Below are 22,626 nucleotides of genomic sequence, written 5' to 3'. Positions count from 1 at the left end.
GATGAATATCCCTAACCCCGTAGCCACCTACGCCCTGCGGCTTGGCGACAATGGTCTGGTTCTGGCCCAGCGTTTAGGCGCCTGGTGCGGCCATGCTCCCGAGCTCGAGATCGATCTTGCGCTGGCCAACATCGGCCTCGACCTGCTCGGCCAGGCGCGCAATTTTTTAAGCTATGCCGCCGAGCTTAACGGCTGCGGCGACGAAGATACGCTGGCTTTTGGTCGCGATGAGCGCCAGTACAGCAACCTGCTGCTGGTGGAGCAGCCAAACGGCAATTTTGCCGACACCATCGCCCGCCAGTTCTTTATCGATGTCTGGCACGTCGCCCTGTACAGCCGGCTGGTGAACAGCCGCGACGCGCAGCTGGCGGCCATTGCCGCCAAAGGGCTGAAAGAGGTGCGTTACCACCTGCGCTTCAGCCGCGGCTGGCTGGAGCGTCTGGGTAACGGCACCGAGTTATCAAATCGCAAAATGCAGCAGGCGGTCGACAATCTGTGGCGCTTCACCGGCGAACTGTTCCTTGCCGATGAAGTGGAGCTCAGCCTGGTTGAGCAGGGTATTGCGGTTGATCCGCGTGAGCTTCAGGCCGAATGGCAAAGCGCGGTACACACGGCGCTGCTCGACTCCGGCTTACAAATCCCGCAGGAAGCGGCCTTCCGCAGCGGCGGCAAACAGGGGCTGCACAGTGAACATCTCGGCCCGCTGCTGGCGGAGATGCAGTATCTGCAGCGTTCGCATCCCGGACTGCAGTGGTAAGTGAGGTGACTATGCAACGTCTTGCCGATATCGCTCCTGCAGAGGTTCGCACCATCTGGGGATTATTAAGCGCGATCCCGGATCCGGAAGTGCCGGTACTCACCATCACCGACCTCGGTATGGTACGCAGCGTCGCGCGCCATGGCGACGGCTGGGTGATTGGCTTTACCCCGACCTATTCGGGCTGTCCGGCGACGGAGCATCTGCTGGGGGAGATCCGCGCGGTCATGAGCGAGCATGGTTTTCAGCCGGTACATATCGTCCTGCAGCTGGATCCGCCGTGGACCACCGACTGGATGAGTCAGGATGCCCGCGAGCGCCTTCGCCTGTACGGCATCAGCCCGCCCCAGGGGCACGCCTGCCATGCGGACATGCCCGCTGAGGTGAGCTGTCCGCGCTGCGGCAGCGCCCATACCTCGCTGATTAGCGAATTCGGTTCCACGGCCTGCAAAGCGCTCTATCGCTGCGACAGCTGCCGGGAACCTTTTGATTACTTTAAATGTATTTGAGGTTGCCATGACGACGTTCCATTCGCTTAAGGTGGCGAGAGTCGAGCCGGAAACCCGCGATGCGGTGACCATCACTTTTGCGATCCCGCAAGCCCTGCAGGCGGAGTACTGCTTTCGCCCGGGCCAGCATCTGACGCTAAAAGCCCGTCTGGGCGGTGAAGAACTGCGCCGCTGTTACTCCATTTGTCGCAGCCGCACGCCCGGCGAAATTAGCGTCGCGGTCAAAGCTATCGACGGCGGGCGCTTTTCGCGCTACGCCCAGCAGGATATCCAGCAGGGTATGGAGCTGGAAGTGATGGTGCCGCAGGGGCATTTCGGTTATCAACCGCAGGCTGAACGGCAGGGTGAATATCTGGCGATTGCCGCCGGTTCCGGGATCACGCCGATGATGGCGATCATGAGCGCGACGCTGGCGACCGAGCCGCAAAGCCGCTTCACGCTGATCTACGGCAACCGCAGCAGCCATAGCATGATGTTCCGCCAGGCGCTGGCCGATTTAAAAGACCGCTATCCGCAGCGCCTGCAGGTGATCCACCTGTTTAGCCAGGAGTCGATGGACAGCGATCTGCTACAGGGGCGCATTGACGGCGACAAACTGCGCCAGCTCGCTGACCATCTGCTGGATTTCAGCCGTTTCGACGAGGCTTTTATCTGCGGCCCGGCGGCGATGATGGATGAGGCGGAAGCGGCGTTACGTGAACTTGGCGTAGCGGAGAAATCGATTCATCTCGAACGCTTTAATACACCAGGCGGCAATGTGAAGCGCGCTGCCGGCGTGCAGGCGGAAGGGCGCACGGTGACCATCCGCCAGGACGGGCGCGATCGGCTTATCGCCCTCAGCGCCGAAGACGACAGCATCCTGGATGCCGCATTGCGTCAGGGCGCCGATCTGCCGTTCGCCTGTAAGGGCGGGGTATGCGCCACCTGTAAATGCAAAGTGCTGCGCGGTGAAGTGGCGATGGCCGCCAATTACAGCCTGGAAGCGGATGAGCTGGCGGCGGGCTACGTGCTGAGCTGCCAGTCATTGCCGACCAGCGGCGATGTGGTGGTCGACTTTGACGCGCGGGGGATGGCATGAGCGACCTGCTGATCCACCGTCATGGCCGGGTGCTTCAGTTGACGCTGAACCGCCCGCAGGCCCGCAACGCGCTGAACAATGCCTTATTAACCCAGATTGCCGAGGCGCTGGAGGCGGCGGCAGTTGATGACAGCGTCGGCGTCTGCGTTATTCGCGGTAACGCGCGTTTTTTCGCCGCCGGGGCTGACCTCAATGAAATGGCGGAAAAAGATCTTCCTGCCACCCTGGATGATATTCGCCCACGGTTATGGGGGCGAATTGATGCCTTTACTAAACCGCTCATCGCTTCGGTCAACGGCTACGCCCTCGGCGCCGGCTGCGAGCTGGCCCTGCTGTGCGACCTGATTGTCGCCGGGGACAACGCCCGCTTTGGCCTGCCGGAAATTACCCTCGGCATAATGCCGGGCGCGGGCGGCACCCAGCGGCTGATCCGCAGCGTTGGCAAGGCGCTGGCCAGCCGGATGGTGCTGAGCGGCGAGAGTATTGACGCCCGCCAGGCGCAGCAGGCCGGGCTGGTCAGTGATATCCATCCGGCGGCGTTAACCGATGAGTATGCCCTGAAACTGGCAACCACCATTGCCCGCCATTCGCCGCTGGCGCTACGGGCGGCAAAACAGTCGCTGCGCCTGTCGCAGGAAGTCAGCCTGCAGGCCGGTCTACAACAGGAGCGCCAGCTGTTTAGCCTGCTGAGCGCCACCGAGGACCGCCGCGAAGGCATCGACGCCTTCTTACAAAAACGTACCCCGGAATTTAAAGGACGCTAATCGTGGAAGCTTTCATTCTCAGCGCAGTGGAACAGGGCGTCATGACCATTACCCTCAATCGCCCGGACCGCCTCAACAGTTTTAACGATCTGATGCATCACCAGCTGGCGGAATGTCTGAAGCAGGCCGAGCGCGATGATGGCGTGCGCTGCCTGCTGATCACCGGCGCCGGCCGCGGTTTTTGCGCCGGCCAGGATTTGAACGACCGCAATGTCGACCCCAGCGGCCCGCCGCCGGATCTCGGCATGTCGGTAGAACGCTTTTACAACCCACTGGTACGCCGTCTGGCGGCGCTGCCGAAACCGGTCATCTGCGCGGTTAACGGCGTGGCCGCCGGCGCGGGCGCTACCCTGGCGCTGGGCTGCGATATCGTGCTGGCCGCGCGTTCGGCCAAATTTGTGATGGCGTTCAGCAAGCTCGGCCTGGTGCCGGACTGCGGCGGCAGCTGGTTCCTGCCGCGGGTGGCCGGCCGTGCGCGCGCGATGGGGCTGGCGCTGCTGGGCGACAGCCTCAGCGCGGAACAGGCCGCGCAGTGGGGGATTATCTGGCAACTGGTGGACGATTCAGAACTGGCGGATACCAGTCTGCAACTGGCGCGCCATCTGGCGGCGCAACCGACGTTTGGTCTTGGGCTGATTAAAAAGGCGCTGCTGGCCTCTGAAACCAACAGTCTCGACGCGCAGCTGGACCTGGAGCGCGATTATCAGCGTCTGGCCGGGCGCAGCGATGATTACCGCGAAGGGGTCAGCGCGTTTCTGGCCAAACGGCCACCACAGTTCAGCGGGAAATAGATGATGACGACATCCTTAGCCACCGTGGCGGTGATCGGCAGCGGCACCATGGGAGCCGGCATCGCCGAAGTGGCTGCCGCAGCCGGGCATCCGGTGCGTATTTTTGATATTAACCCTAAGGCTGTAGACCTGGCGATAGAGGGTATCGCCGGGCGTCTGGCGTCACGCGTTGCGCGGGGCAAACTGGCGTCAGAGCAGGCCGATGCGCTGCTGGCGCGCCTGCATCCGGCCCACGATTTAGCCGCGCTTGCCGATGCGGATTTAGTGATCGAAGCGGCCTCTGAACGGTTGGAGGTCAAAACGGCGCTGTTCACGCAGCTGGCGGAGATCTGCGCGCCGTCAACGCTGTTGACCAGTAATACCTCGTCTATTTCGATTACCGCTATCGCCGCCGGGGTCAAAAACCCGGAGCGGGTGGCCGGACTGCACTTTTTTAATCCGGCGCCGGTGATGAAGCTGGTCGAGGTGGTGAGTGGTCTTGCGACCTCCACAGAAGTGGTGGAGCAGCTGTGCCAGTGCGTAAGCGGCTGGGGGAAACAGCCGGTGCGCTGCCGCTCAACGCCCGGTTTTATCGTTAACCGCGTAGCGCGTCCGTTCTACGCTGAGGCCTGGCGCGCGCTGGAAGAGCAGGTCGCCGCCCCGGAGGTTATCGATGCCGCTTTGCGTGACGGCGGCGGCTTCCCGATGGGACCGCTGGCGCTGACTGACCTGATTGGCCAGGACGTCAACTTCGCCGTGACCTGTTCGGTGTTTAACGCCTTCTGGCAGGACCGCCGCTACCTGCCATCGCTCCTCCAGCAAGAGCTGGCGCTGGCCGGGCGGCTAGGTAAAAAGAGCGGCCACGGCGTCTATCGCTGGCCCGTTGAGACACTGCCGGACGCGGCGCTACCGCCGGTAATGATGGGTGCTGAATCCGTTACCGTCAGAAGTGACAATGTCACTGAATTAGACGATGTCTTGCTGCTGGAGACCGAAGGCGAGACCGCCCTGGCGCTGAGTATTAAGCATCACCGCCCGGTGGTGGTGTATGACCTGTGCGCCAGCGATACGGTGGTGCTGGCCGCAGCGGCAACCAACGCGCCTGCGGCCACTGATAAGGCCGTGCATTACTTCCAGCAGCAGGGCAAGAAAGTGCTGCGTATTGCCGATTATCCCGGCCTGCTGGTGTGGCGCACGGTGGCGATGCTGATTAACGAAGCGCTGGATGCGGTACAAAAAGGCGTCGCCAGCCCGCAGGATATCGATACCGCGATGCGCCTTGGCGTCAACTATCCGCATGGCCCGCTGGCATGGGGAGAACGCCTTGGCTGGCGGCGGGTGCTGCAACTGCTGGAGAACCTGCAACACCATTATGGCGAGGAGCGCTATCGCCCCAGTTCCCTGCTGCGCCAGAAGGCGCTGATGGAGAAGCACCATGAGCAATGATCCGTGGCGCAACGCGCGCGTGATGTACGAAAAAGATACCTGCGCCAGAAAGATGGGGATCGAACTTATCGAAATAGACGACGGTTTTGCGCAGATGAGTATGACCGTCTCGGCGGACATGCTTAACGGCCATCAAACCTGTCACGGTGGTCAGCTATTTACGCTTGCCGATACCGCTTTCGCCTACGCCTGTAACAGCCAGGGGCTGGCGGCGGTGGCCTCGGCGGCAAGCATTGATTTTCTTCGTCCGGCGTTCGCCGGCGACCGGCTGGTCGCCACCGCCAGAGTCAAACAGCAGGGCAAGCTGACCGGCGTCTACGACATCGAAATTGTTAATCAACAGCAAAAGATTGTGGCCCTGTTCCGCGGCAAATCGCACCGCATCGGCGGCACAATCACGGGAGACGTGTAATGCGCGACGCCTTTATTTGTGACGGGATCCGTACGCCGATTGGCCGCTACGGCGGCGCGCTGGCCAGTGTGCGCGCCGACGACCTGGCGGCAATCCCGCTGCGTGAGCTCCTGAGTCGTAATCCCGAGCTCGACCCGGCAGCAATTGATGATGTGATTTTCGGCTGTGCGAATCAGGCCGGGGAAGATAACCGCAACGTGGCGCACATGGCGACGTTGTTGGCCGGTTACCCGCATACCGTGCCGGGCACCACGATTAACCGCCTGTGCGGATCGGGTCTGGATGCCATCGGCTTTGCCGCCAGGGCGATCAAAGCCGGCGATGCCGATCTGCTGATTGCCGGCGGCGTGGAATCGATGTCGCGTGCGCCTTTCGTGATGGGAAAAGCCAGCGCGCCGTACCAGCGTCAGGCGGAACTCTTTGATACCACGATTGGCTGGCGTTTTGTGAACCCGCTCATGGCGCAACACTTCGGAACTGACAGCATGCCGGAAACGGCCGAGAATGTAGCTGAATTGTTAAATATCAGCCGGGCCGATCAGGACGCTTTCGCCTGGCGCAGCCAGCAGCGCGCGGCGCAGGCCCAGCGCGACGGCATTCTGGCGCAGGAGATTGTGCCGGTGCAGATTGTCGGCCGGAAAGGGGCGGTTAGCGACGTGCGCGAGGACGAGCATCCGCGCCCGGAAACCACGCTTGAGCAGCTGGCGAAACTGAAAGCGCCGTTCCGCCAGGGCGGCGTCATTACTGCGGGCAATGCTTCAGGCGTCAACGATGGCGCCGCGGCGCTGATCATCGCCAGCGAACAGCAGGCCGCTATCCAGGGGCTCACGCCGCGGGCGCGTATCGTGGCGATGGCGACGGCGGGTGTCGAACCGCGCCTGATGGGACTGGGGCCGGTACCGGCGGTGCGTAAAGTGCTGGAGCGGGCGGGACTCAATATTAACGATATGGATCTGATTGAGCTGAATGAGGCCTTCGCCGCCCAGGCGCTGGGGGTGCTCAGACAGCTCGGCGTGCCGGACGATGCGGCGCACGTGAATCCCAACGGCGGCGCCATCGCGTTAGGCCATCCGCTGGGCATGAGCGGCGCGCGGTTAGCGCTGAGCGCCAGCCTTGAGCTGCAACGCCGGGGCGGGCGCTATGCGCTGTGTACGATGTGTATTGGCGTGGGTCAGGGCATTGCCATGATCCTCGAGCGAGTGTGAGCTAATTTACCTGCGAGTACCCTACAATGATAACTACTACAAAATTAGATCCGATTGAAACCGCGTCGCGTGACGAACTGCAGGCCCTGCAAACCCAGCGCCTGAAATGGACGCTGAAGCATGCGTACGAAAATGTGCCGATGTATCGCCGCAAGTTCGACGCCGCCGGCGTGCACCCTGACGACTTTCGGGAATTAAACGATCTGCAAAAATTCCCCTGTACCACCAAACAGGATCTGCGCGACAACTATCCCTTCGATACCTTCGCGGTGCCGATGGAGCAGGTGGTGCGCATTCACGCCTCTTCCGGCACCACCGGCAAACCGACGGTGGTGGGATATACGCAAAACGATATTGATAACTGGGCCAATATTGTCGCCCGTTCGCTGCGCGCGGCCGGTGGTTCAGCAAAAGATAAAATTCACGTCGCCTACGGCTACGGCCTGTTTACCGGCGGCCTTGGCGCGCACTACGGCGCGGAACGTTTGGGCGCGACGGTGATCCCGATGTCCGGCGGACAGACCGAAAAACAGGCGCAGCTGATCCGCGATTTCCAGCCGGATATGATCATGGTGACGCCGTCCTACTGTCTGAATCTGATTGAAGAGCTGGAGCGCCAGATGGGCGGCGATGCCCGCGGCTGTTCATTGCGGGTCGGCGTCTTTGGCGCTGAGCCGTGGACGCTGGCGATGCGCGCGGAAATCGAGCGCCGGCTGGGGATCACCGCCCTGGATATTTACGGTTTGTCGGAAGTCATGGGACCGGGCGTAGCGATGGAGTGTCTGGAAACCGTTGACGGCCCGACTATCTGGGAAGACCACTTCTTCCCGGAAATCGTCAACCCGGACGACGGTACGCCGCTGGAAGATGGCGAGCATGGTGAGCTGCTGTTTACCACCCTGACCAAAGAAGCGCTGCCGGTGATCCGCTATCGTACCCGCGATCTGACGCGCCTGCTGCCGGGAACCGCGCGGACCATGCGCCGCATGGACCGCATCAGCGGACGCAGCGACGATATGCTGATTATCCGCGGGGTTAACGTCTTCCCCTCGCAGCTGGAAGAGGAGATCCTCAAGTTTGAACACCTGGCGCCGCACTATCAGTTAGAGGTCAATCGCCGCGGTCATCTGGATTCGCTGGCGGTGCGCGTTGAGCTGAAAGAGAGCGGGCTGGCGCTGAGTCATGAACAACGCTGCCAGATTTGCCATCAGTTGCGTCACCGCATTAAGTCGATGGTCGGGATCTCCACCGATATTACTATCGTCAACTGCGGCAGCATTCCGCGCTCGGAAGGGAAAGCCTGTCGGGTATTCGACCTGCGAAAAGCGGTGGTTAGCGGTTAATCCTCTCTCCGGCTGCGCGGCAGGCACCCGGCTGAAGCGTTTGCGCCGTCAGCCGGGGAGTTTCCTGTGCTATGATTCATAAAGGAAAAATATAACAACAGAATGAATCAGATGAGTAAACTCGACGCCTTTATTCAACAAGCGGTGACGGCGATGCCCATCAGCGGCACGTCATTAATTGCCTCGCTGTATGGCGACGCTTTATTACAACGCGGTGGGGAAGTGTGGCTGGGCAGCGTCGCGGCGCTGCTGGAAGGATTAGGCTTCGGCGAGCGCTTCGTACGCACCGCGCTGTTTCGCCTCAATAAAGAAGAGTGGCTTGATGTTGTCCGCATCGGCCGGCGCAGCTTCTATCGCCTGAGTGATAAAGGGTTGCGCCTGACCCGGCGCGCGGAGCATAAAATTTATCGCGCCAGTGCCCCGGAATGGGACGGTACCTGGCTGCTGCTGCTTTCGGAAGGCCTGGAGAAAAATGTGCTCGCCGACGTTAAAAAGCAGCTGCTGTGGCAGGGGTTTGGCGCGCTGGCGCCGAGCCTGCTGGCCTCGCCGTCGCAAAAGCTGGCCGATGTCCAGTCTCTGCTCCACGAAGCGGGCGTCGCCGAAAACGTCATCTGTTTTGAAGCCCATTCGCCGCTGGCGCTCTCCAGGGCGGCCCTGCGCAGCCGGGTGGAGGAGTGCTGGCATCTCACCGAACAAAATGAGATGTACGAGGCGTTTATCGCCTTGTTCCGACCTCTACTGCCGCTGCTGCGCGATTGCGACCCGTCAGAGTTGACGCCGGATCGCTGTTTCCAGATCCAACTGCTCCTTATCCATTTCTATCGCCGGGTGGTGCTCAAAGACCCGCTGCTGCCGGAAGAGCTCCTGCCGGCGCATTGGGCAGGGCAAACCGCCCGCCAGCTGTGTATCAATATTTATCAACGCGTGAGTCCCGGCGCGCTGGCGTTCGTCAGCGAGAAAGGTGAGAGCTCGGTGGGCGAGCTCCCGGCGCCGGGTCCGCTCTATTATCAGCGCTTTGGCGGTTTGCCGGGCGCATAAGGAGGTTGCATGCCGATATATCAGATTGACGGACTGACGCCGGTGGTGCCGGAGGAGAGTTACGTTCACCCGACCGCGGTGTTGATTGGCGACGTGATCCTCGGCAAAGGGGTCTATGTTGGGCCCAACGCCAGCCTGCGCGGCGACTTCGGGCGCATCGTGGTCAAAGACGGCGCCAATATTCAGGATAACTGCGTGATGCATGGCTTCCCCGGCCAGGATACGGTGGTGGAAGAGGAGGGCCATATCGGCCACGGCGCTATTCTGCACGGCTGCGTGATTGGCCGCAACGCTCTGGTGGGCATGAGCGCGGTGATTATCGACGGGGCGGTCATTGGCGAAAACAGCATTGTCGGCGCTTCGGCCTTTGTCAAAGCCAACGCCGAGATGCCCGCCAACCATCTGATTATCGGCAGCCCGGCAAAAGCGATTCGCACCCTGAGCGAACAGGAGCTGGCGTGGAAAAAACAAGGTACCCGTGAATACCAGGCGCTGGTGGAACGCTGTAAGCAGACGCTGCACCAGGTGGAGCCATTACGGGAAGTCGAAGCAGGGCGTAAGCGGCTGGCGTTTGATGAAAACCTGCGGCCAAAAGCCGCAACCTGAGGGGTAAAATTATGGCAGAGAAATTATCCGCTCACTGTCACTGCGGTGCGGTGGCGTTTACCGTGGAACTCAGCGACGGCTTCAACAACGTTCGGCGCTGTAACTGCTCATATTGTCGCATGCGTGGGGCGGTCGCGGTCTCTTCGCCGCGTTCAGGAATAGAGGTGGTACGCGGAGGGGATAAGCTCACAGAGTATCGCTTTAATACAGGGGAAGCCGTGCACTTTTTCTGCTCGGTATGCGGGATCTACACCTTTCATCAACGGCGATCAAACCCACAGCAGTATGGGGTGAATGTGGCCTGCATTGACGGCGTTTCGCCTTTCGATTTCCCTTGCGTGGAGGTCAACGACGGCGTGAATCATCCAAAAGATGGCGGCGGAGGCGTGGTGGGGTATTTACGCTACGAGAAAAAGTAAAACTCTCCTCCCGCAGGAAGCGAGAGGAGTGAAATATTAGGCTGCAACCACGCTGTCGATGGCCGCTTTCGCGTCAGACTGCGCTTTGGCCGCGACTTCCGGGCCGTAAGCGATACCTTCGGCGAACACAAAGTTCACGTCGGTGATGCCGATGAAGCCGAGGAAGGTGGACAGGTACGGGGTGACCAGGTCGGTCGGAGTATCTTTATGGATACCGCCGCGGCTGGTAACGACGACCGCGCGTTTACCGGTTACCAGACCTTCCGGCCCTTTCTCGGTGTAGCGGAAGGTGACGCCGGCGCGAGCCACCAGGTCGAAATAGTTTTTCAACTGCGTCGGGATGTTGAAGTTGTACATCGGCGCAGCGATAACAATCACATCGTTGCCTTTCAGTTCGGCGATCAGCTCGTCGGAAAGGGCCAGCGCTTCCTGCTGACGCGGAGTCAGCGGCGCGTCGCTCGGACGCAGGGCGCCAACCAGTTCGCCATCCAGAACCGGGATCGGATTGGCGGCCAGGTCACGCACGGTGATCTCATCGCCAGGGTGTTTTTCCTGCCATTGTTCAACAAAATAGTCGGAAAGCTGACCAGATTGTGAGTACCCTGCCAGAATACTGGATTTCAGAACTAATACTTTGCTCATGGGTGTTTCCTTTTTTTAATGTGATTGACGGGTCAATGCCCTGGTGCTTGTTGACACTGTATTCACAATCGCGCCACAGAGATAGCGCAATATATCGAATCCTATGTTCAGATTTTTTGAACAAGGCACGAATGACACAGATGTGGTACTCTAAGGCAATACTTCAAAAGAGATTTTCCCGGCAGAGCTCTGCCCGATAACGCTATGACAGAACAACAAAAAATCACCTTCCCCCAGCTTTATCAACAGCTCGACGGCCTAATGCTGCGCGACAAAACGCGCTTTGCCCGCCGTCTGCACGGCGTGAAGAAGGTTAAAAATCCTGAATCGCAACAGGCCATTCTGCAGGAGATGGCGCTGGAGATAAGCCAGGCAGCCGGTAAAGTCCTGCTGCGCGAAGCGGCGCGTCCGGCCATCACCTATCCGGAAAACCTGCCGGTTAGCCAGAAAAAACAAGAGATTCTCGAGGCGGTGCGCGACCACCAGGTGGTGATCGTCGCCGGGGAGACCGGTTCGGGTAAAACCACCCAGCTGCCCAAAATCTGCATGGAGCTGGGCCGCGGGCTGAAAGGACTCATCGGCCATACCCAGCCGCGTCGCCTGGCGGCGCGGACCGTCGCCAATCGTATTGCCGAAGAGCTGCAGAGCGAGCCGGGCGGCTGCATCGGCTATAAAGTCCGCTTCAGCGACCACGTCAGCGAAAACACCATGGTTAAGCTAATGACCGACGGTATCCTGCTGGCGGAGATCCAGCAGGATCGTCTGTTGATGCAGTACGACACCATCATTATCGATGAGGCGCACGAGCGCAGTCTGAATATTGACTTTCTGCTCGGCTATCTGAAAGAGCTCCTGCCGCGCCGCCCGGACCTGAAAATCATCATTACCTCGGCGACCATCGACCCGGAACGTTTCTCAAAGCATTTCAATAATGCGCCGATTATCGAAGTCTCCGGGCGGACTTACCCGGTGGAAGTGCGCTATCGGCCGATAGTGGAAGAGGCGGACGATACCGAGCGCGATCAGTTACAGGCGATCTTTGATGCGGTTGACGAACTGGGGCGCGAAGGGCCCGGCGATATTCTGATCTTTATGAGCGGTGAGCGGGAAATTCGCGATACCGCCGATGCGCTGAATAAGCTGGATCTGCGCCATACCGAAGTGCTGCCGCTGTACGCCCGCCTGTCCAACAGCGAGCAGAACCGCGTCTTCCAGCCGCACAGCGGACGACGCATCGTGCTGGCGACCAACGTGGCGGAAACCTCGCTGACCGTGCCGGGCATTAAATACGTTATCGATCCCGGTACTGCGCGTATCAGCCGTTACAGCTACCGCACCAAGGTGCAGCGCCTGCCGATCGAGCCGGTTTCCCAGGCGTCCGCCAACCAGCGTAAGGGCCGCTGCGGCCGCGTTTCGGAAGGGATCTGTATTCGTCTTTATTCAGAAGACGATTTCCTGTCGCGCCCGGAATTTACCGACCCGGAGATTCTGCGCACCAACCTGGCGTCGGTCATCCTGCAGATGACCGCCCTGGGCTTAGGCGATATCGCCGCCTTCCCGTTTGTCGAAGCGCCGGATAAGCGCAATATCCAGGACGGCGTACGCCTGCTGGAAGAGCTGGGCGCCATCACCACCGATGCGCAGGCAACGGCTTATAAACTAACCCCGCTGGGCCGCCAGCTCAGCCAGCTACCGGTGGATCCGCGTCTGGCGCGCATGGTGCTGGAGGCGCAGAAGCACGGCTGCGTGCGGGAAGCGATGATCATCACCTCCGCGCTGTCGATCCAGGACCCGCGCGAGCGGCCGATGGACAAACAGCAGGCCTCTGACGAAAAACACCGCCGCTTCCACGATAAAGAGTCCGATTTCCTCGCCTTCGTCAATCTGTGGAACTACCTCGGCGAGCAGCAGAAGGCGCTGTCGTCGAATCAGTTCCGCCGCCAGTGCCGGGTCGATTTTCTTAACTATCTGCGTGTGCGCGAGTGGCAGGACATCTACACCCAGCTGCGCCAGGTGGTGAAAGAGCTTGGCCTGCCGATCAACAGTGAGCCGGCGGAATATCGCGAGATCCATACTGCGTTGCTGACCGGTCTGCTGTCGCACATCGGCATGAAGGATGCCGATAAACAGGAGTATACCGGCGCCCGTAATGCGCGGTTCTCTATTTTCCCGGGTTCCGGCCTGTTTAAAAAGCCGCCGAAGTGGACGATGGTGGCCGAGCTGGTGGAGACCAGCCGGCTGTGGGGGCGTATTGCCGCCCGCATTGAGCCGGAGTGGGTGGAGCCGGTAGCGCAGCACCTGATCAAGCGCTCATACAGTGAGCCGCACTGGGAGCGGGCGCAGGGCGCGGTGATGGCGACGGAAAAGGTCACCGTTTACGGCCTGCCGATCGTCGCCGCGCGTAAGGTCAACTACAGCCAGATCGACCCGGCGCTGTGCCGCGAACTGTTTATCCGCCATGCGCTGGTGGAGGGCGACTGGCAGACGCGTCACGCCTTCTTCCGCGATAACCTGAAGCTGCGCGCGGAAATCGAAGAGCTGGAGCATAAGTCGCGCCGTCGCGACATCCTGGTTGATGACGAGACGCTGTTCGAGTTTTACGACCAGCGCATTAGCCACGATGTCATCTCCGCTCGCCACTTTGATAAGTGGTGGAAGCAGGCCAGCCGCGAAACGCCAGACTTGCTCAATTTTGAAAAGAGCATGCTGATTAAAGAGGGGGCGGAGCAGGTCAGTAAACTGGACTACCCGAATTTCTGGCATCAGGGCAACCTCAAGCTGCGTCTTAGCTATCAGTTTGAACCTGGCGCCGATGCCGATGGCGTAACGGTGCATATTCCGCTGCCGCTGCTCAACCAGGTAGAGGAGGCCGGGTTTGAATGGCAGATCCCTGGTCTGCGTCGCGAGCTGATTATCGCGCTGATAAAATCGCTGCCGAAGCCGGTACGGCGCAATTTCGTCCCGGCTCCCAACTATGCGGAAGCGTTTCTTGGCCGGGCGACGCCGCTTGAGCTGCCGCTGCTCGATTCGCTGGAGCGCGAGCTGCGTAAGATGACCGGCGTGACCATCGACCGCGAAGCCTGGCAGTGGGATCAGGTGCCCGATCACCTGAAAATCACCTTCCGGGTGGTGGATGATAAAAACAAGAAGCTGCAGGAAGGGCGCTCGCTGCAGGCGTTGAAAGACGCCCTGAAGGGCAAAGTGCAGGAGACGCTGTCGGCGGTCGCTGATGACGGTATTGAGCAAAGCGGGCTGCATATCTGGAGCTTTGGCACCCTGGCGGAAAGTTACGAACAGAAGCGCGGTAACTATAAGGTGAAAGCCTGGCCGGCGCTGGTGGACGAGCGCGACAGCGTGGCCATCAAACTGTTTGATAATCCACAGGAACAGCAGCAGGCCATGTGGCGCGGTCTGCGTCGCCTGCTGCTGCTCAACATCCCGTCGCCGATTAAGTATCTGCACGAGAAACTACCGAATAAAGCCAAGCTTGGGCTCTACTTTAACCCGTACGGCAAAGTGCTGGATCTGATTGACGATTGCATCTCCTGCGGCGTTGATAAGCTTATTGACGAGGCGGGCGGTCCGGTGTGGACGGAAGAGGGCTTTAGTCAGCTGCACGATAAAGTGCGAGCCGAGCTCAACGACACGGTGGTGGAGATCGCTAAACAGGTCGAGCAGATCCTCACCGCGGTGTTCAATATCAACAAACGGCTGAAAGGCCGGGTGGATATGACCATGGCGCTGGGGCTGTCGGATATCAAAGCGCAGATGGCGGGTCTGGTGTATCGCGGCTTTGTCACCGGCAACGGTTTCCGCCGTCTTGGCGATACGCTGCGCTATCTGCAGGCGATTGAAAAGCGTCTGGAGAAGATGGCTATCGATCCGCACCGCGATCGGGCGCAGATGCTTAAGGTGGAGAGCGTGCAGCAGGCGTGGCAGCAGTGGCTGAATAAGCTACCGCCGAACCGCCGTGAGGACGACGATGTCCGGGAGATCCGCTGGATGATCGAGGAGCTGCGGGTCAGCTTCTTCGCCCAGCAGCTGGGCACCCCGTATCCTATCTCGGACAAGCGAGTGTTGCAGGCGATGGAGCAAATTACCCCATAGCCTGGCTGGTTGTCCCCGGTGGCGCTGCGCTTACCGGGGCTACTGGTCAGGCGTCCACGCTTAAGCGTTTACCCACGCCAGAGTAAAGCCGTCCCAGCCTTTAGTGCCCACGGTTTGCAGCGCCGTTGCCGTCAACCGTGGCTCGGCGCCCATCATCTCAATGAACTGACGCACGCCCTGAACGCGCTCGTCGGCGCTCTGTGGGTTGACCACTTCGCCGTCGCGTACCACGTTATCGCCAATAATTAAGGTTCCTGGGCGGGAATAACGTAGCGCCCAGCGCAGATAATGGGGGTTATTCGGCTTATCGGCATCGATGAAGATCAGGTCGAAAGCGGGACATTCGCCAAGCGACTCCAGGGACTGTAGCGCGGGTCCCTCCCGTAGCGTGACCCGCTGGTCAACGCCCGCCAGCTGCAGATTCTCCCGCGCCACCTGGGCATGATGCGCGTCGGCCTCCAGGGTGAGGAGTTGGCCGTCGGCAGGAAGCTCGCGCGCCATCCAGATGGTGCTATAGCCGCCGAGGGTGCCGATCTCCAGTATCCGCTTAGCCTGGGTTAGCCGTACCAGCAGGGCGAGAAACTGACCCTGATTGGCGGCGACATCGTGTGCCGGGAGCCCGGCACGATGGTTGTTTTCCAGTACCCGATCGAGCACAGGATCGCTGGGAATTAAGGCCTTAATCAAATAATTGTCTACTGCCGACCACTGTTGTTGCATATGACGCTTCCCCATTTAGCTCCCTGATGAGTCAGACCAGCCGCCTCCCAGCGCCCGGTACAGATCGATCTGCGCCAGCAGCAGGTTGTTCTTCACCTGCACCACGCTAAGCTGGGTGGAGAACAGCGTTCGCTGGGCATCAAGCACATCCAGATAAGAAGAGTAGCCGTTACGGTAGCGGTTTTGTGCAATACGTAAGGTTTCCTGGGCAACGGTCTCTTGTTCCTGAAGCTCGGTTAACTGTTCGCCATAGCGACTGATGGCGTCCAGGCTGTCATTGACCTCTTTGAACGCGCTGCGCACCGTTTTCTCATAGCTATAGAGCGCCTGATTGCGCTGGGCCATGGAGACGTCCACCTGGGCATTTAACGCCTGGCGGTTTAGCAGCGGCGCCAGAATACTGCCGCCAAGACTCCACAGCCGCAGCGGGTTGTCCAGCAGATCCGGCAGCGTCCGGTCCTGCAGGCTGCCGGTAGCGGTCAGGTTAATAGAGGGCAGCAGCTGCGCCTGCGACGAGGCCAGCGTGGCGTCGGCGGCCACCAGCTGGCGCTCGGCCTGAGCGATGTCCGGGCGGCGGTTGAGCAAGGTGGACGGCAGCTGCGACGGCAGACGCAGCGGGGTAAGCTGGGCGAACTCGCCGCGTTTTACCGCGCCAGGGTTATCGCCGAGCAGCACGCTGAGCGCATTTTCCTGCTGCGCAATCTGGTGCTGTAGCGGCGGGATCTGCGCCCGCGTTGACCGCAGCTCCGAATCCGCCTGCATCAGCTCAAGGCGTGAAGTATACCCGGTTTCAAACTGACGTTTGGCCAGGCGCCACGCGTCTTCCCTTGATGTTAGCGTCTGCTGGGTCACCCGCAGCTGCTCATCCAGCGACAGCAGCGTGACGTAGCCAACGGCCACCGAGCTGGCGACGCTCAAATTGGCGGCGGCGGCGGCGGCTTTCTGCGCCTCAAGGCTGGCCCCGGCGGCGTTGGCCGCGCTGCGGTTCGCTCCCCAGATATCGACATCATAACTGGCGGTCAGGCCGCCCTTATACAGTGTGCTGTGGATCGGCAGGCCGGTGGCGGCGGACTGCGTCCGGGCGCGGGTGCCGGTGAGGCTGGCGTCCAGTGACGGAAACAGGCTGCTGTCGGCGGCGTAAGCGCGCGCCTGATACTCATTCACCCGCTCGCAGGCGATCAGCACATCGCTGTTATAGCGCAGCGCCTGGTCGACATACTGATTGAGGGTACTGTCATGAAAATTGCGCCACCATACGCCCTCCACCGGGCTGGCCGGGCCAACGTCGGCCCGCCAGGCGGCAGGAATGGTCAGGGTCGGCTGCGCGCGTTGCACATCGGCGGATTGACAGCCGACCAGCGCCAGAACGATAGCAAGGGCGACCGGGCGGATCATGGTTGTTTCTCCGCACGGGTATCAATAGTCACCTGCACCGACATCCCCGGCCGCAGGCGTTCGCTGTTGTTTTGCCCGTCGTTGACCGTAATACGCACCGGGATGCGCTGGGCGATCTTGACGAAATTGCCGGTGGCGTTGTCCGGAGAGATGGCGCTGAACTCCACCCCGGTCGCCGGGGAGATACTCTGCACCTTGCCGTGGAAGGTCTCGCCGTTGAGCGCGTCTACGGTGAAGGTGACCGGCTGGCCAACGCGTACTTCGGCCAGCTGGGTCTCTTTGAGGTTGGCAATCACCCAGTGCTGCGGCGGAACCAGCGAGGTCAGATGGGTCCCGGCGCTGACATAGGCGCCAAGACGCACCGAGATCTGCCCCAGCTGGCCGCCGGTGGGGGCGATAATCTGGGTATTCTGCAGGTCGATCTGCGCCAGCTCAAGCGCCGCTTTGGCGCTGGCCACGTCGGCCTCCAGCGAATCGCGATTGACGATGGTCGATTCACGGTCCTGGCGCGACATCTCCAGCGCCGCTTTCGCCTGCTCAATATCCGCCGCCCCTTGCGCCGCGCTGGCCCGCGCCGAATCACGTTCGCGGATCGACAGCGAACCGTCGGCGGTTAACTGCTGGATGCGTTTTAAATCGGCCTGGATTTTCAGATTCTGCGCGCGGGCGTTTTGCAGCGCGGCTTCATTCTTGGCGATCGTCGCCTCGGCGCTTTTGCGCTGTTGCAGGTTATTGCGCAGCGCGGCCTCTTTCATCGCCAGGGTAGCCTGGGCCTGATGCACCCGCTGTTTATAGATGCGATCGTCTATCTGGAACAGCACCTCGCCCGGCTGGACAATCGCGAAATCTTTGACGTTGACGGCGGTGATATAGCCGTTGACCTGCGGGCTAATAAAGGTGGTCTGCCCGCGCACATAGGCGTTGTCGGTAAACTGGCTATGGCGAGTGAACGGCGGCAGTTGCCAGGCGTAGAGGATCACCAGCACGCCGACGAGGCCTATCGCCGCGGCGGTAAAAATGGAAACCACGCGAATATTATTCCGGGTGTTGGCCTGTTGTTTGGCCGCATCCTGCTGACTCATAACGACTCCAGAGATGAAATGATGATAATTATTTGCTGCCGGTAGCGCGTTGCAACGCGATACGGGCAGTCAGTCGTAAGCGAATTAAGCGCCAGAAAACCCACACTAGTGTCCCGGCGGAGATCGCCGCCGTCAGCAGATAGGTATCATTCCAGGCGAGAATATTGGCCTGCAGCGTCGCGGCGTTTTGCAGCAGGGTGGTGGCCTGAACGTTGAGCAGCGTACTGTCGCCAATCTGGCTCTGATACATCTGGCTGTACTGCTGCAGCCGCTCGACGATCAGCGGGTTAAGGGTGGTTATCTGGTCCGCCAGCTGGCTGGAGTGGAATTTCTCACGCCAGGTCTGGAAGGTGCCGAGGATCGCCGAGCCGAGCAGCCCGCCAATGTTCTGGCTCATGCCGAACAGCACCGAGAAGCTGACCAGGTTGCGCGGGTCGGCAAACACGCCGCCAATCCCGGCGAGCATCGCCGGGGCCAGAAAGAAGGCGCTGCCGAAGCCGAGTAAAAACTGGCTGAACATTAATTGTTCCGGACGGGTGAGGGCGTTGGACTGGCTGTCGAGCAGCGAGGCTATCATGATCAGCGCCAGCGCGGTGGCGGTCGGCCAGTAGAGCTTCTGCGGGTTGAGCGTCAGACAGCTGGCAATGATCCCGCACAGAATACCGGCGAAAATCGACCACGCGAGGTTAGTCATCTGTTCGTTTTGCAGGCCAACGTACTGCAGCCAGCCGATGACCCCGGTGTTCTGCTCCGCCAGCACGATGCGGATCAACAGCATAATCAGGCCCAGACGCACGATGCTGCCGCTGGAGAGCCATTTGGTATTGAGCAGGGGGTTGCTGCGGTTATGCTCGAAGGTAATCGCAGCGACGATCAGTATTACCGCCGCCGCCAGCGCCCAGCCGATCCACGGCGCTTCAAACCACCACTCGAGCCGCCCCAGCGACAGCACGGCGCACACCAGCGCCATGCCGGGCGCCAGCAGAAAGAAGGTAATGAAATCCTTTTTTTCGAACACTTTTTTACGATCGCTTGGCGGCAGTTTTAGCGCGATGACGCAGGCCAGCGACACCAGCGCCAGGCCCAGCTCAAAGAAGTAGAGACCGCGCCATTCATCGGTCTGCAGCAGTTCGGTGGAAAAGAGGCGCGCCAGGGGAATGGCCAGCGACGAGCCGGTGATGCCGATAGTCAGCCCTTTCAGGCGATGGCGCGCAGGCCAGGCCTGTACCTGGTAGTAAATCCCCAGCGAGCTGAGCGCCGCGGCCACCATGCCATGGGCGGCGCGAACCATCATCGCTGAGCTGAGATCGTTGACGAAGAGGTGGAAAAAGGTGACCAGCACATAGAGCACCAGAAAGCCTTCGGTGAAAGCGCGCAGGCCAAACTGCTGGCGGAATTTCACCAGCAGCAGGTTGATGGAGACGTTGGTCATCACGTATACCGCCGGCAGCCAGGCGATTTCTGTCGACCAGGCGGCGAAGGTACCCTGCAGCAGCTGCAGGTTGGCGGTGACCACTGCGTTGCCCAGCGCGCCGGTGAGACATACCAGCAGACCGACCACGCCGTAGGCAAGGCGTTTCGCCGGACTGTGCAGCGGCGTCGACGGCGAACCGAGCAGAGCCGGTTTTTCATGCGGCGCCCAGTCATGCGGGGCGTAGGGGTTATCCTGGCGACGGGGCATTATTTCTTCTCCACTTCGCGCAACAGCTTTTCCAGCACCCGCTGGGTTTGCTCCTGCTCCTGTGGGGTAATCGCCGTCAGGATCTCTTCGCGCAGATCGTCAGCCACCGTTTTGACCTGTTCATAGAGGGCCTTCCCTTTGTCGGTGACCACCAGCAGTCGCTTACGTTTGTCGCTGGCGGTGGTGATGCGCTCAACCAGTCCGAGGGCGACCAGACGATGGATCAACGGCACAATGGTCGGGCTCTCCACCCCCAGCTCCTGCGCCAGTTCGCTTTGCGACAGCGGCTGCTGGTGGCGGGCGATGGACGCTACCGCCACCCAGCTGGCCTGGCTGAGACCGAGATTTTTCAGCCGACGATTGACCGCCAGCCGCCAGTGGTGCGCGGTGAGGTATAAAAGATGAGAGAAGGTAAGCTGTCGATTGTCCATAGGTCGTCTGTCAATATCGTTAGAGCTCTAACGATTTTATGCCGGATAACCGCCGGAGTTCAAGATGAAAGATAGAAATTGGTTAACGGTATGTACGTTAATTGTAGTTAATCTTCCGGCCGCGATCCGTGTCGTGCGGTCTGCTGACCGAGGATATTTTTATTCTGCGCCATCACCCAGGCGATAAAGGCCCGCAGGGGGGCGGGAATATGTTTCCGGCTTGGGTAGTAGACGCAGAAATGGTCGGCAGGATAGCGGTAGCCGGGTAACAAATGGACCAGGCTGCCCGCGCTCAGCTGCTGCGTCACCAGCGACTGATAGACAAAGGCGATGCCTAATCCGCTCTCCGCGGCCTGGATCATTGCGCTATCGGCATCGACGACCAGATCGCCTTTAACCGCGACCTCGCTAAGCTCGCCGCTGGGGCCAATAAACTCCCAGCGGTACTTCTCACCACCAGGAAAACAGCGGTTAATGCAGCGGAAATTAACTAATGACTGCGGGGTATCGGGCTCTCCGGCTTCGCGTATATAGTCCGGGCTGGCCACCGGGATCAGCGATAGTTTCTCGCCAAAGGGGATGGCAATCATCTCTTTGGGCACATCCTGCGAATAGCGAATGCCGGCGTCAAAACCGGACTCGATAATATTGACTTTCCGATCGGTGGCATACAGTTCGAGCGTCACATTGGGACAGGCGTTTTTAAAGGCGATAAAATAGTCTTGAAAAAACAGGTCAATAACAATGCGCGGTAAATTAACTTTCACCACGCCTTCCGGAGTCAGACGGTGATAATTCAGACTGTCCACCACCCGGCGATAATCATTGACCACCGGCGTTATATTATTAAGAAATTCCTCACCCACTGCGGTTAATGACAAACTGCGCGTTGAGCGATTTAGCAGGCGCACGCCTAACTTTTCTTCCAGATGATTAATAGCGACGGTAAGGGCCGGTGGGGAAAGGTTTAACGCTTTAGCGGCCTGACGAAAACTGCCATGTTTCACTATGAGTATTAATATTTCTATTTGTTGCAGATCGGGCAAGGTTTTCATTGTTAATTTCCAGCTAACACCGCGTTCGGAATAGATTAATTGTTATCAATATGAAAGGGAAGTATATATTTAATGCCATTCAGCAATTAAGGAAAATAAGATGAAAACACGTTATCTTGGAAAAGAGAAGTTTCAGGTTTCCGCATTAGGTCTCGGATGTATGGGGATGACTTTTGCCTATGGCGGCGCTGAAACGTCGCAGGCGATAAATACGATCCATGCCGCCATGGACATGGGCGTGACCTTCCTGGATACCGCCGAAGTATATGGTCCTTTCGATAATGAAGTTCTGGTCGGAAAAGCGATTAAAGGTTTTCGCGATAAGGTGCAGATTGCCACCAAATTTGGATTTCGTATTTTGCCGACCGGCCAGGGTCTGGAGCGGATGGCCGGCGTTGACAGCCGTCCGGCACATATTCGCGAATCAGTGGAAGGGTCGCTGAAGCGACTGAATGTCGAGACCATCGATCTGCTCTATCAGCACCGCGTCGATCCCGCGGTACCGGTGGAAGAGGTGGTGGGCACTATGGCCGATCTGGTTAAAGAGGGTAAAATTCGCCATATCGGTCTGTCGGAAGTATCTGCTCAGACGCTGCGCCGGGCCTGCAAGGTACATCCGATCGCTGCCGTGCAGACGGAATATTCGCTATGGAGCCGCGAGCCGGAGGCCGGTATTCTCCACACCTGCCGCGAGCTGGGGGTCGGCTTTGTGCCATACAGCCCGCTTGGCCGCGGCTTCCTGACGGGGACAATTACCGATCCCGGCGTTTTGGCAGCGGATGATTTCCGCCGCCATCTGCCGCGCTTCCAGGCCGAAACCATGCGCAAAAACCAGCTGCTGCTTGAGCGCCTTCAGCAGGTGGCCACCCGCTATGACGCGACCCTTGCGCAGATTGCCCTTGCCTGGGTGATGAGCAAAGGCGAGGATATCGTGCCTATCCCGGGGGCGAGGAAAATTGCTCACCTGCGCGACAATGCCGGCGCCGCGAATATTACCCTCGCGCCGGAGGACATCCTCACCATCGAACATATTTTCACTGCCGACAACGTCACTGGCTTACGCTATACCCAGGGCGATTTTGATTTAATCGAAAAATAATCCCCTACGGGCAGCGGATGGTTATTACTTGCGTGACGTTGTCACCTTTGCCGAACAACTCCTCGTC

The 22,626-nt window shown here is 59.8% G+C and carries 20 protein-coding genes and 1 pseudogene; 14 read left to right on the top strand and 7 right to left on the bottom strand.

The features are described 5' to 3' along the window. Position 1: 1 nt before the first annotated feature. The 12 genes from paaC (at position 2) to OHJ17_RS13940 (ending at position 10,347) form a co-directional block, all read left to right on the top strand. Positions 2-757, top strand: a complete 756-nt coding sequence (paaC, locus tag OHJ17_RS13995) for a 1,2-phenylacetyl-CoA epoxidase subunit PaaC (protein ID WP_004224493.1) — start codon at positions 2-4, stop codon at positions 755-757. An 11-nt stretch (positions 758-768) separates the two neighbouring features. Beyond that, positions 769-1,266 (top strand): 1,2-phenylacetyl-CoA epoxidase subunit PaaD, encoded by a 498-nt coding sequence (paaD, locus tag OHJ17_RS13990; RefSeq protein WP_032432979.1) that lies wholly within the window; start codon positions 769-771, stop codon positions 1,264-1,266. A 7-nt stretch (positions 1,267-1,273) separates the two neighbouring features. Further along, the gene (gene paaE / locus OHJ17_RS13985; RefSeq protein ID WP_032432981.1) at positions 1,274-2,344 is read left to right on the top strand and encodes a 1,2-phenylacetyl-CoA epoxidase subunit PaaE; all 1,071 of its coding nucleotides are present in this window, start codon (positions 1,274-1,276) and stop codon (positions 2,342-2,344) included. Then, positions 2,341-3,108, top strand: coding sequence for a 2,3-dehydroadipyl-CoA hydratase PaaF (gene paaF / locus OHJ17_RS13980; protein WP_009760646.1), 768 nt, complete (start codon positions 2,341-2,343; stop codon positions 3,106-3,108). Before paaE ends, paaF begins: the two co-directional genes overlap by 4 nt. A 2-nt stretch (positions 3,109-3,110) precedes the next feature. Next, positions 3,111-3,899, top strand: a complete 789-nt coding sequence (gene paaG, locus OHJ17_RS13975) for a 2-(1,2-epoxy-1,2-dihydrophenyl)acetyl-CoA isomerase PaaG (RefSeq protein WP_004140117.1) — start codon at positions 3,111-3,113, stop codon at positions 3,897-3,899. Further along, positions 3,900-5,324: a 3-hydroxyacyl-CoA dehydrogenase PaaH gene (gene paaH, locus OHJ17_RS13970; RefSeq protein WP_072196964.1), complete on the top strand. Its 1,425-nt coding sequence runs from the start codon at positions 3,900-3,902 to the stop codon at positions 5,322-5,324. Further along, positions 5,314-5,736, top strand: a complete 423-nt coding sequence (gene paaI / locus OHJ17_RS13965; RefSeq protein WP_004140110.1) for a hydroxyphenylacetyl-CoA thioesterase PaaI — start codon at positions 5,314-5,316, stop codon at positions 5,734-5,736. The genes paaH and paaI overlap by 11 nt, the downstream gene beginning before the upstream one ends. Next, positions 5,736-6,941: a 3-oxoadipyl-CoA thiolase gene (pcaF, locus tag OHJ17_RS13960; RefSeq protein WP_016947251.1), complete on the top strand. Its 1,206-nt coding sequence runs from the start codon at positions 5,736-5,738 to the stop codon at positions 6,939-6,941. Before paaI ends, pcaF begins: the two co-directional genes overlap by 1 nt. A 26-nt stretch (positions 6,942-6,967) precedes the next feature. Next, positions 6,968-8,284, top strand: coding sequence for a phenylacetate--CoA ligase PaaK (paaK, locus tag OHJ17_RS13955; RefSeq protein WP_004148224.1), 1,317 nt, complete (start codon positions 6,968-6,970; stop codon positions 8,282-8,284). A gap of 111 nt (positions 8,285-8,395) precedes the next feature. Beyond that, entirely contained in the window at positions 8,396-9,322 is a 927-nt protein-coding gene (paaX, locus tag OHJ17_RS13950) for a phenylacetic acid degradation operon negative regulatory protein PaaX (RefSeq protein WP_020316482.1), read from the top strand. A 9-nt stretch (positions 9,323-9,331) separates the two neighbouring features. Further along, positions 9,332-9,928, top strand: coding sequence for a phenylacetic acid degradation protein PaaY (gene paaY / locus OHJ17_RS13945; RefSeq protein WP_002902883.1), 597 nt, complete (start codon positions 9,332-9,334; stop codon positions 9,926-9,928). Positions 9,929-9,936: 8 nt separating this feature from the next. Continuing rightward, a complete protein-coding gene (locus OHJ17_RS13940; RefSeq protein ID WP_085903398.1) occupies positions 9,937-10,347 on the top strand; it encodes a GFA family protein in 411 nt (136 codons plus the stop codon). A 36-nt stretch (positions 10,348-10,383) separates the two neighbouring features. Here the strand turns inward: OHJ17_RS13940 and azoR are convergent, their stop codons facing one another. Continuing rightward, on the bottom strand, positions 10,384-10,989 hold the full coding sequence (azoR, locus tag OHJ17_RS13935; RefSeq protein WP_002902889.1) for an FMN-dependent NADH-azoreductase: 606 nt from the start codon (positions 10,987-10,989) through the stop codon (positions 10,384-10,386). Between the two features lie 261 nt (positions 10,990-11,250). Between azoR and hrpA the strand changes: the two genes are divergently transcribed. Continuing rightward, a complete protein-coding gene (gene hrpA / locus OHJ17_RS13930; protein ID WP_228958399.1) occupies positions 11,251-15,096 on the top strand; it encodes an ATP-dependent RNA helicase HrpA in 3,846 nt (1,281 codons plus the stop codon). A gap of 60 nt (positions 15,097-15,156) precedes the next feature. On the opposite strand, the gene OHJ17_RS13925 is transcribed toward hrpA, so the two are convergent. The 6 genes and pseudogenes from OHJ17_RS13925 to OHJ17_RS13900 all read right to left on the bottom strand — a co-directional run bounded on the left by OHJ17_RS13925 (position 15,157) and on the right by OHJ17_RS13900 (position 21,460). After that, the gene (locus OHJ17_RS13925; RefSeq protein ID WP_021469855.1) at positions 15,157-15,831 is read right to left on the bottom strand and encodes an O-methyltransferase; all 675 of its coding nucleotides are present in this window, start codon (positions 15,829-15,831) and stop codon (positions 15,157-15,159) included. Beyond that, positions 15,832-17,211, bottom strand: a complete 1,380-nt coding sequence (locus OHJ17_RS13920; protein WP_032432987.1) for an efflux transporter outer membrane subunit — start codon at positions 17,209-17,211, stop codon at positions 15,832-15,834. It abuts the gene before it with no gap. Next, positions 17,208-18,293: an HlyD family secretion protein gene (locus tag OHJ17_RS13915; protein WP_002902965.1), complete on the bottom strand. Its 1,086-nt coding sequence runs from the start codon at positions 18,291-18,293 to the stop codon at positions 17,208-17,210. The genes OHJ17_RS13920 and OHJ17_RS13915 overlap by 4 nt, the downstream gene beginning before the upstream one ends. 28 nt (positions 18,294-18,321) lie before the next feature. Then, positions 18,322-19,974: pseudogene (locus tag OHJ17_RS13910) on the bottom strand (MFS transporter). Beyond that, positions 19,974-20,405 (bottom strand): MarR family winged helix-turn-helix transcriptional regulator, encoded by a 432-nt coding sequence (locus OHJ17_RS13905; protein WP_002902969.1) that lies wholly within the window; start codon positions 20,403-20,405, stop codon positions 19,974-19,976. Before OHJ17_RS13905 ends, OHJ17_RS13910 begins: the two are co-directional and overlap by 1 nt. A 107-nt stretch (positions 20,406-20,512) precedes the next feature. Further along, a complete protein-coding gene (locus OHJ17_RS13900) occupies positions 20,513-21,460 on the bottom strand; it encodes a LysR family transcriptional regulator (RefSeq protein ID WP_004183866.1) in 948 nt (315 codons plus the stop codon). A 100-nt stretch (positions 21,461-21,560) separates the two neighbouring features. Here OHJ17_RS13900 and OHJ17_RS13895 point away from each other — a divergent pair, with 100 nt between their 5' ends. Further along, on the top strand, positions 21,561-22,559 hold the full coding sequence (locus OHJ17_RS13895; RefSeq protein ID WP_032432988.1) for an aldo/keto reductase: 999 nt from the start codon (positions 21,561-21,563) through the stop codon (positions 22,557-22,559). The last annotated feature ends 67 nt before the right edge of the window (positions 22,560-22,626 follow it).

Origin of the sequence: Klebsiella sp. KP20-425-1 (assembly GCF_025813515.1) — a bacterium.
Classification (GTDB): Bacteria; Pseudomonadota; Gammaproteobacteria; order Enterobacterales; family Enterobacteriaceae; genus Klebsiella; species Klebsiella pneumoniae.
Note: the sequence above shows the minus strand (reverse complement) of the source record. Positions and strands in the feature narration are given on the sequence as shown.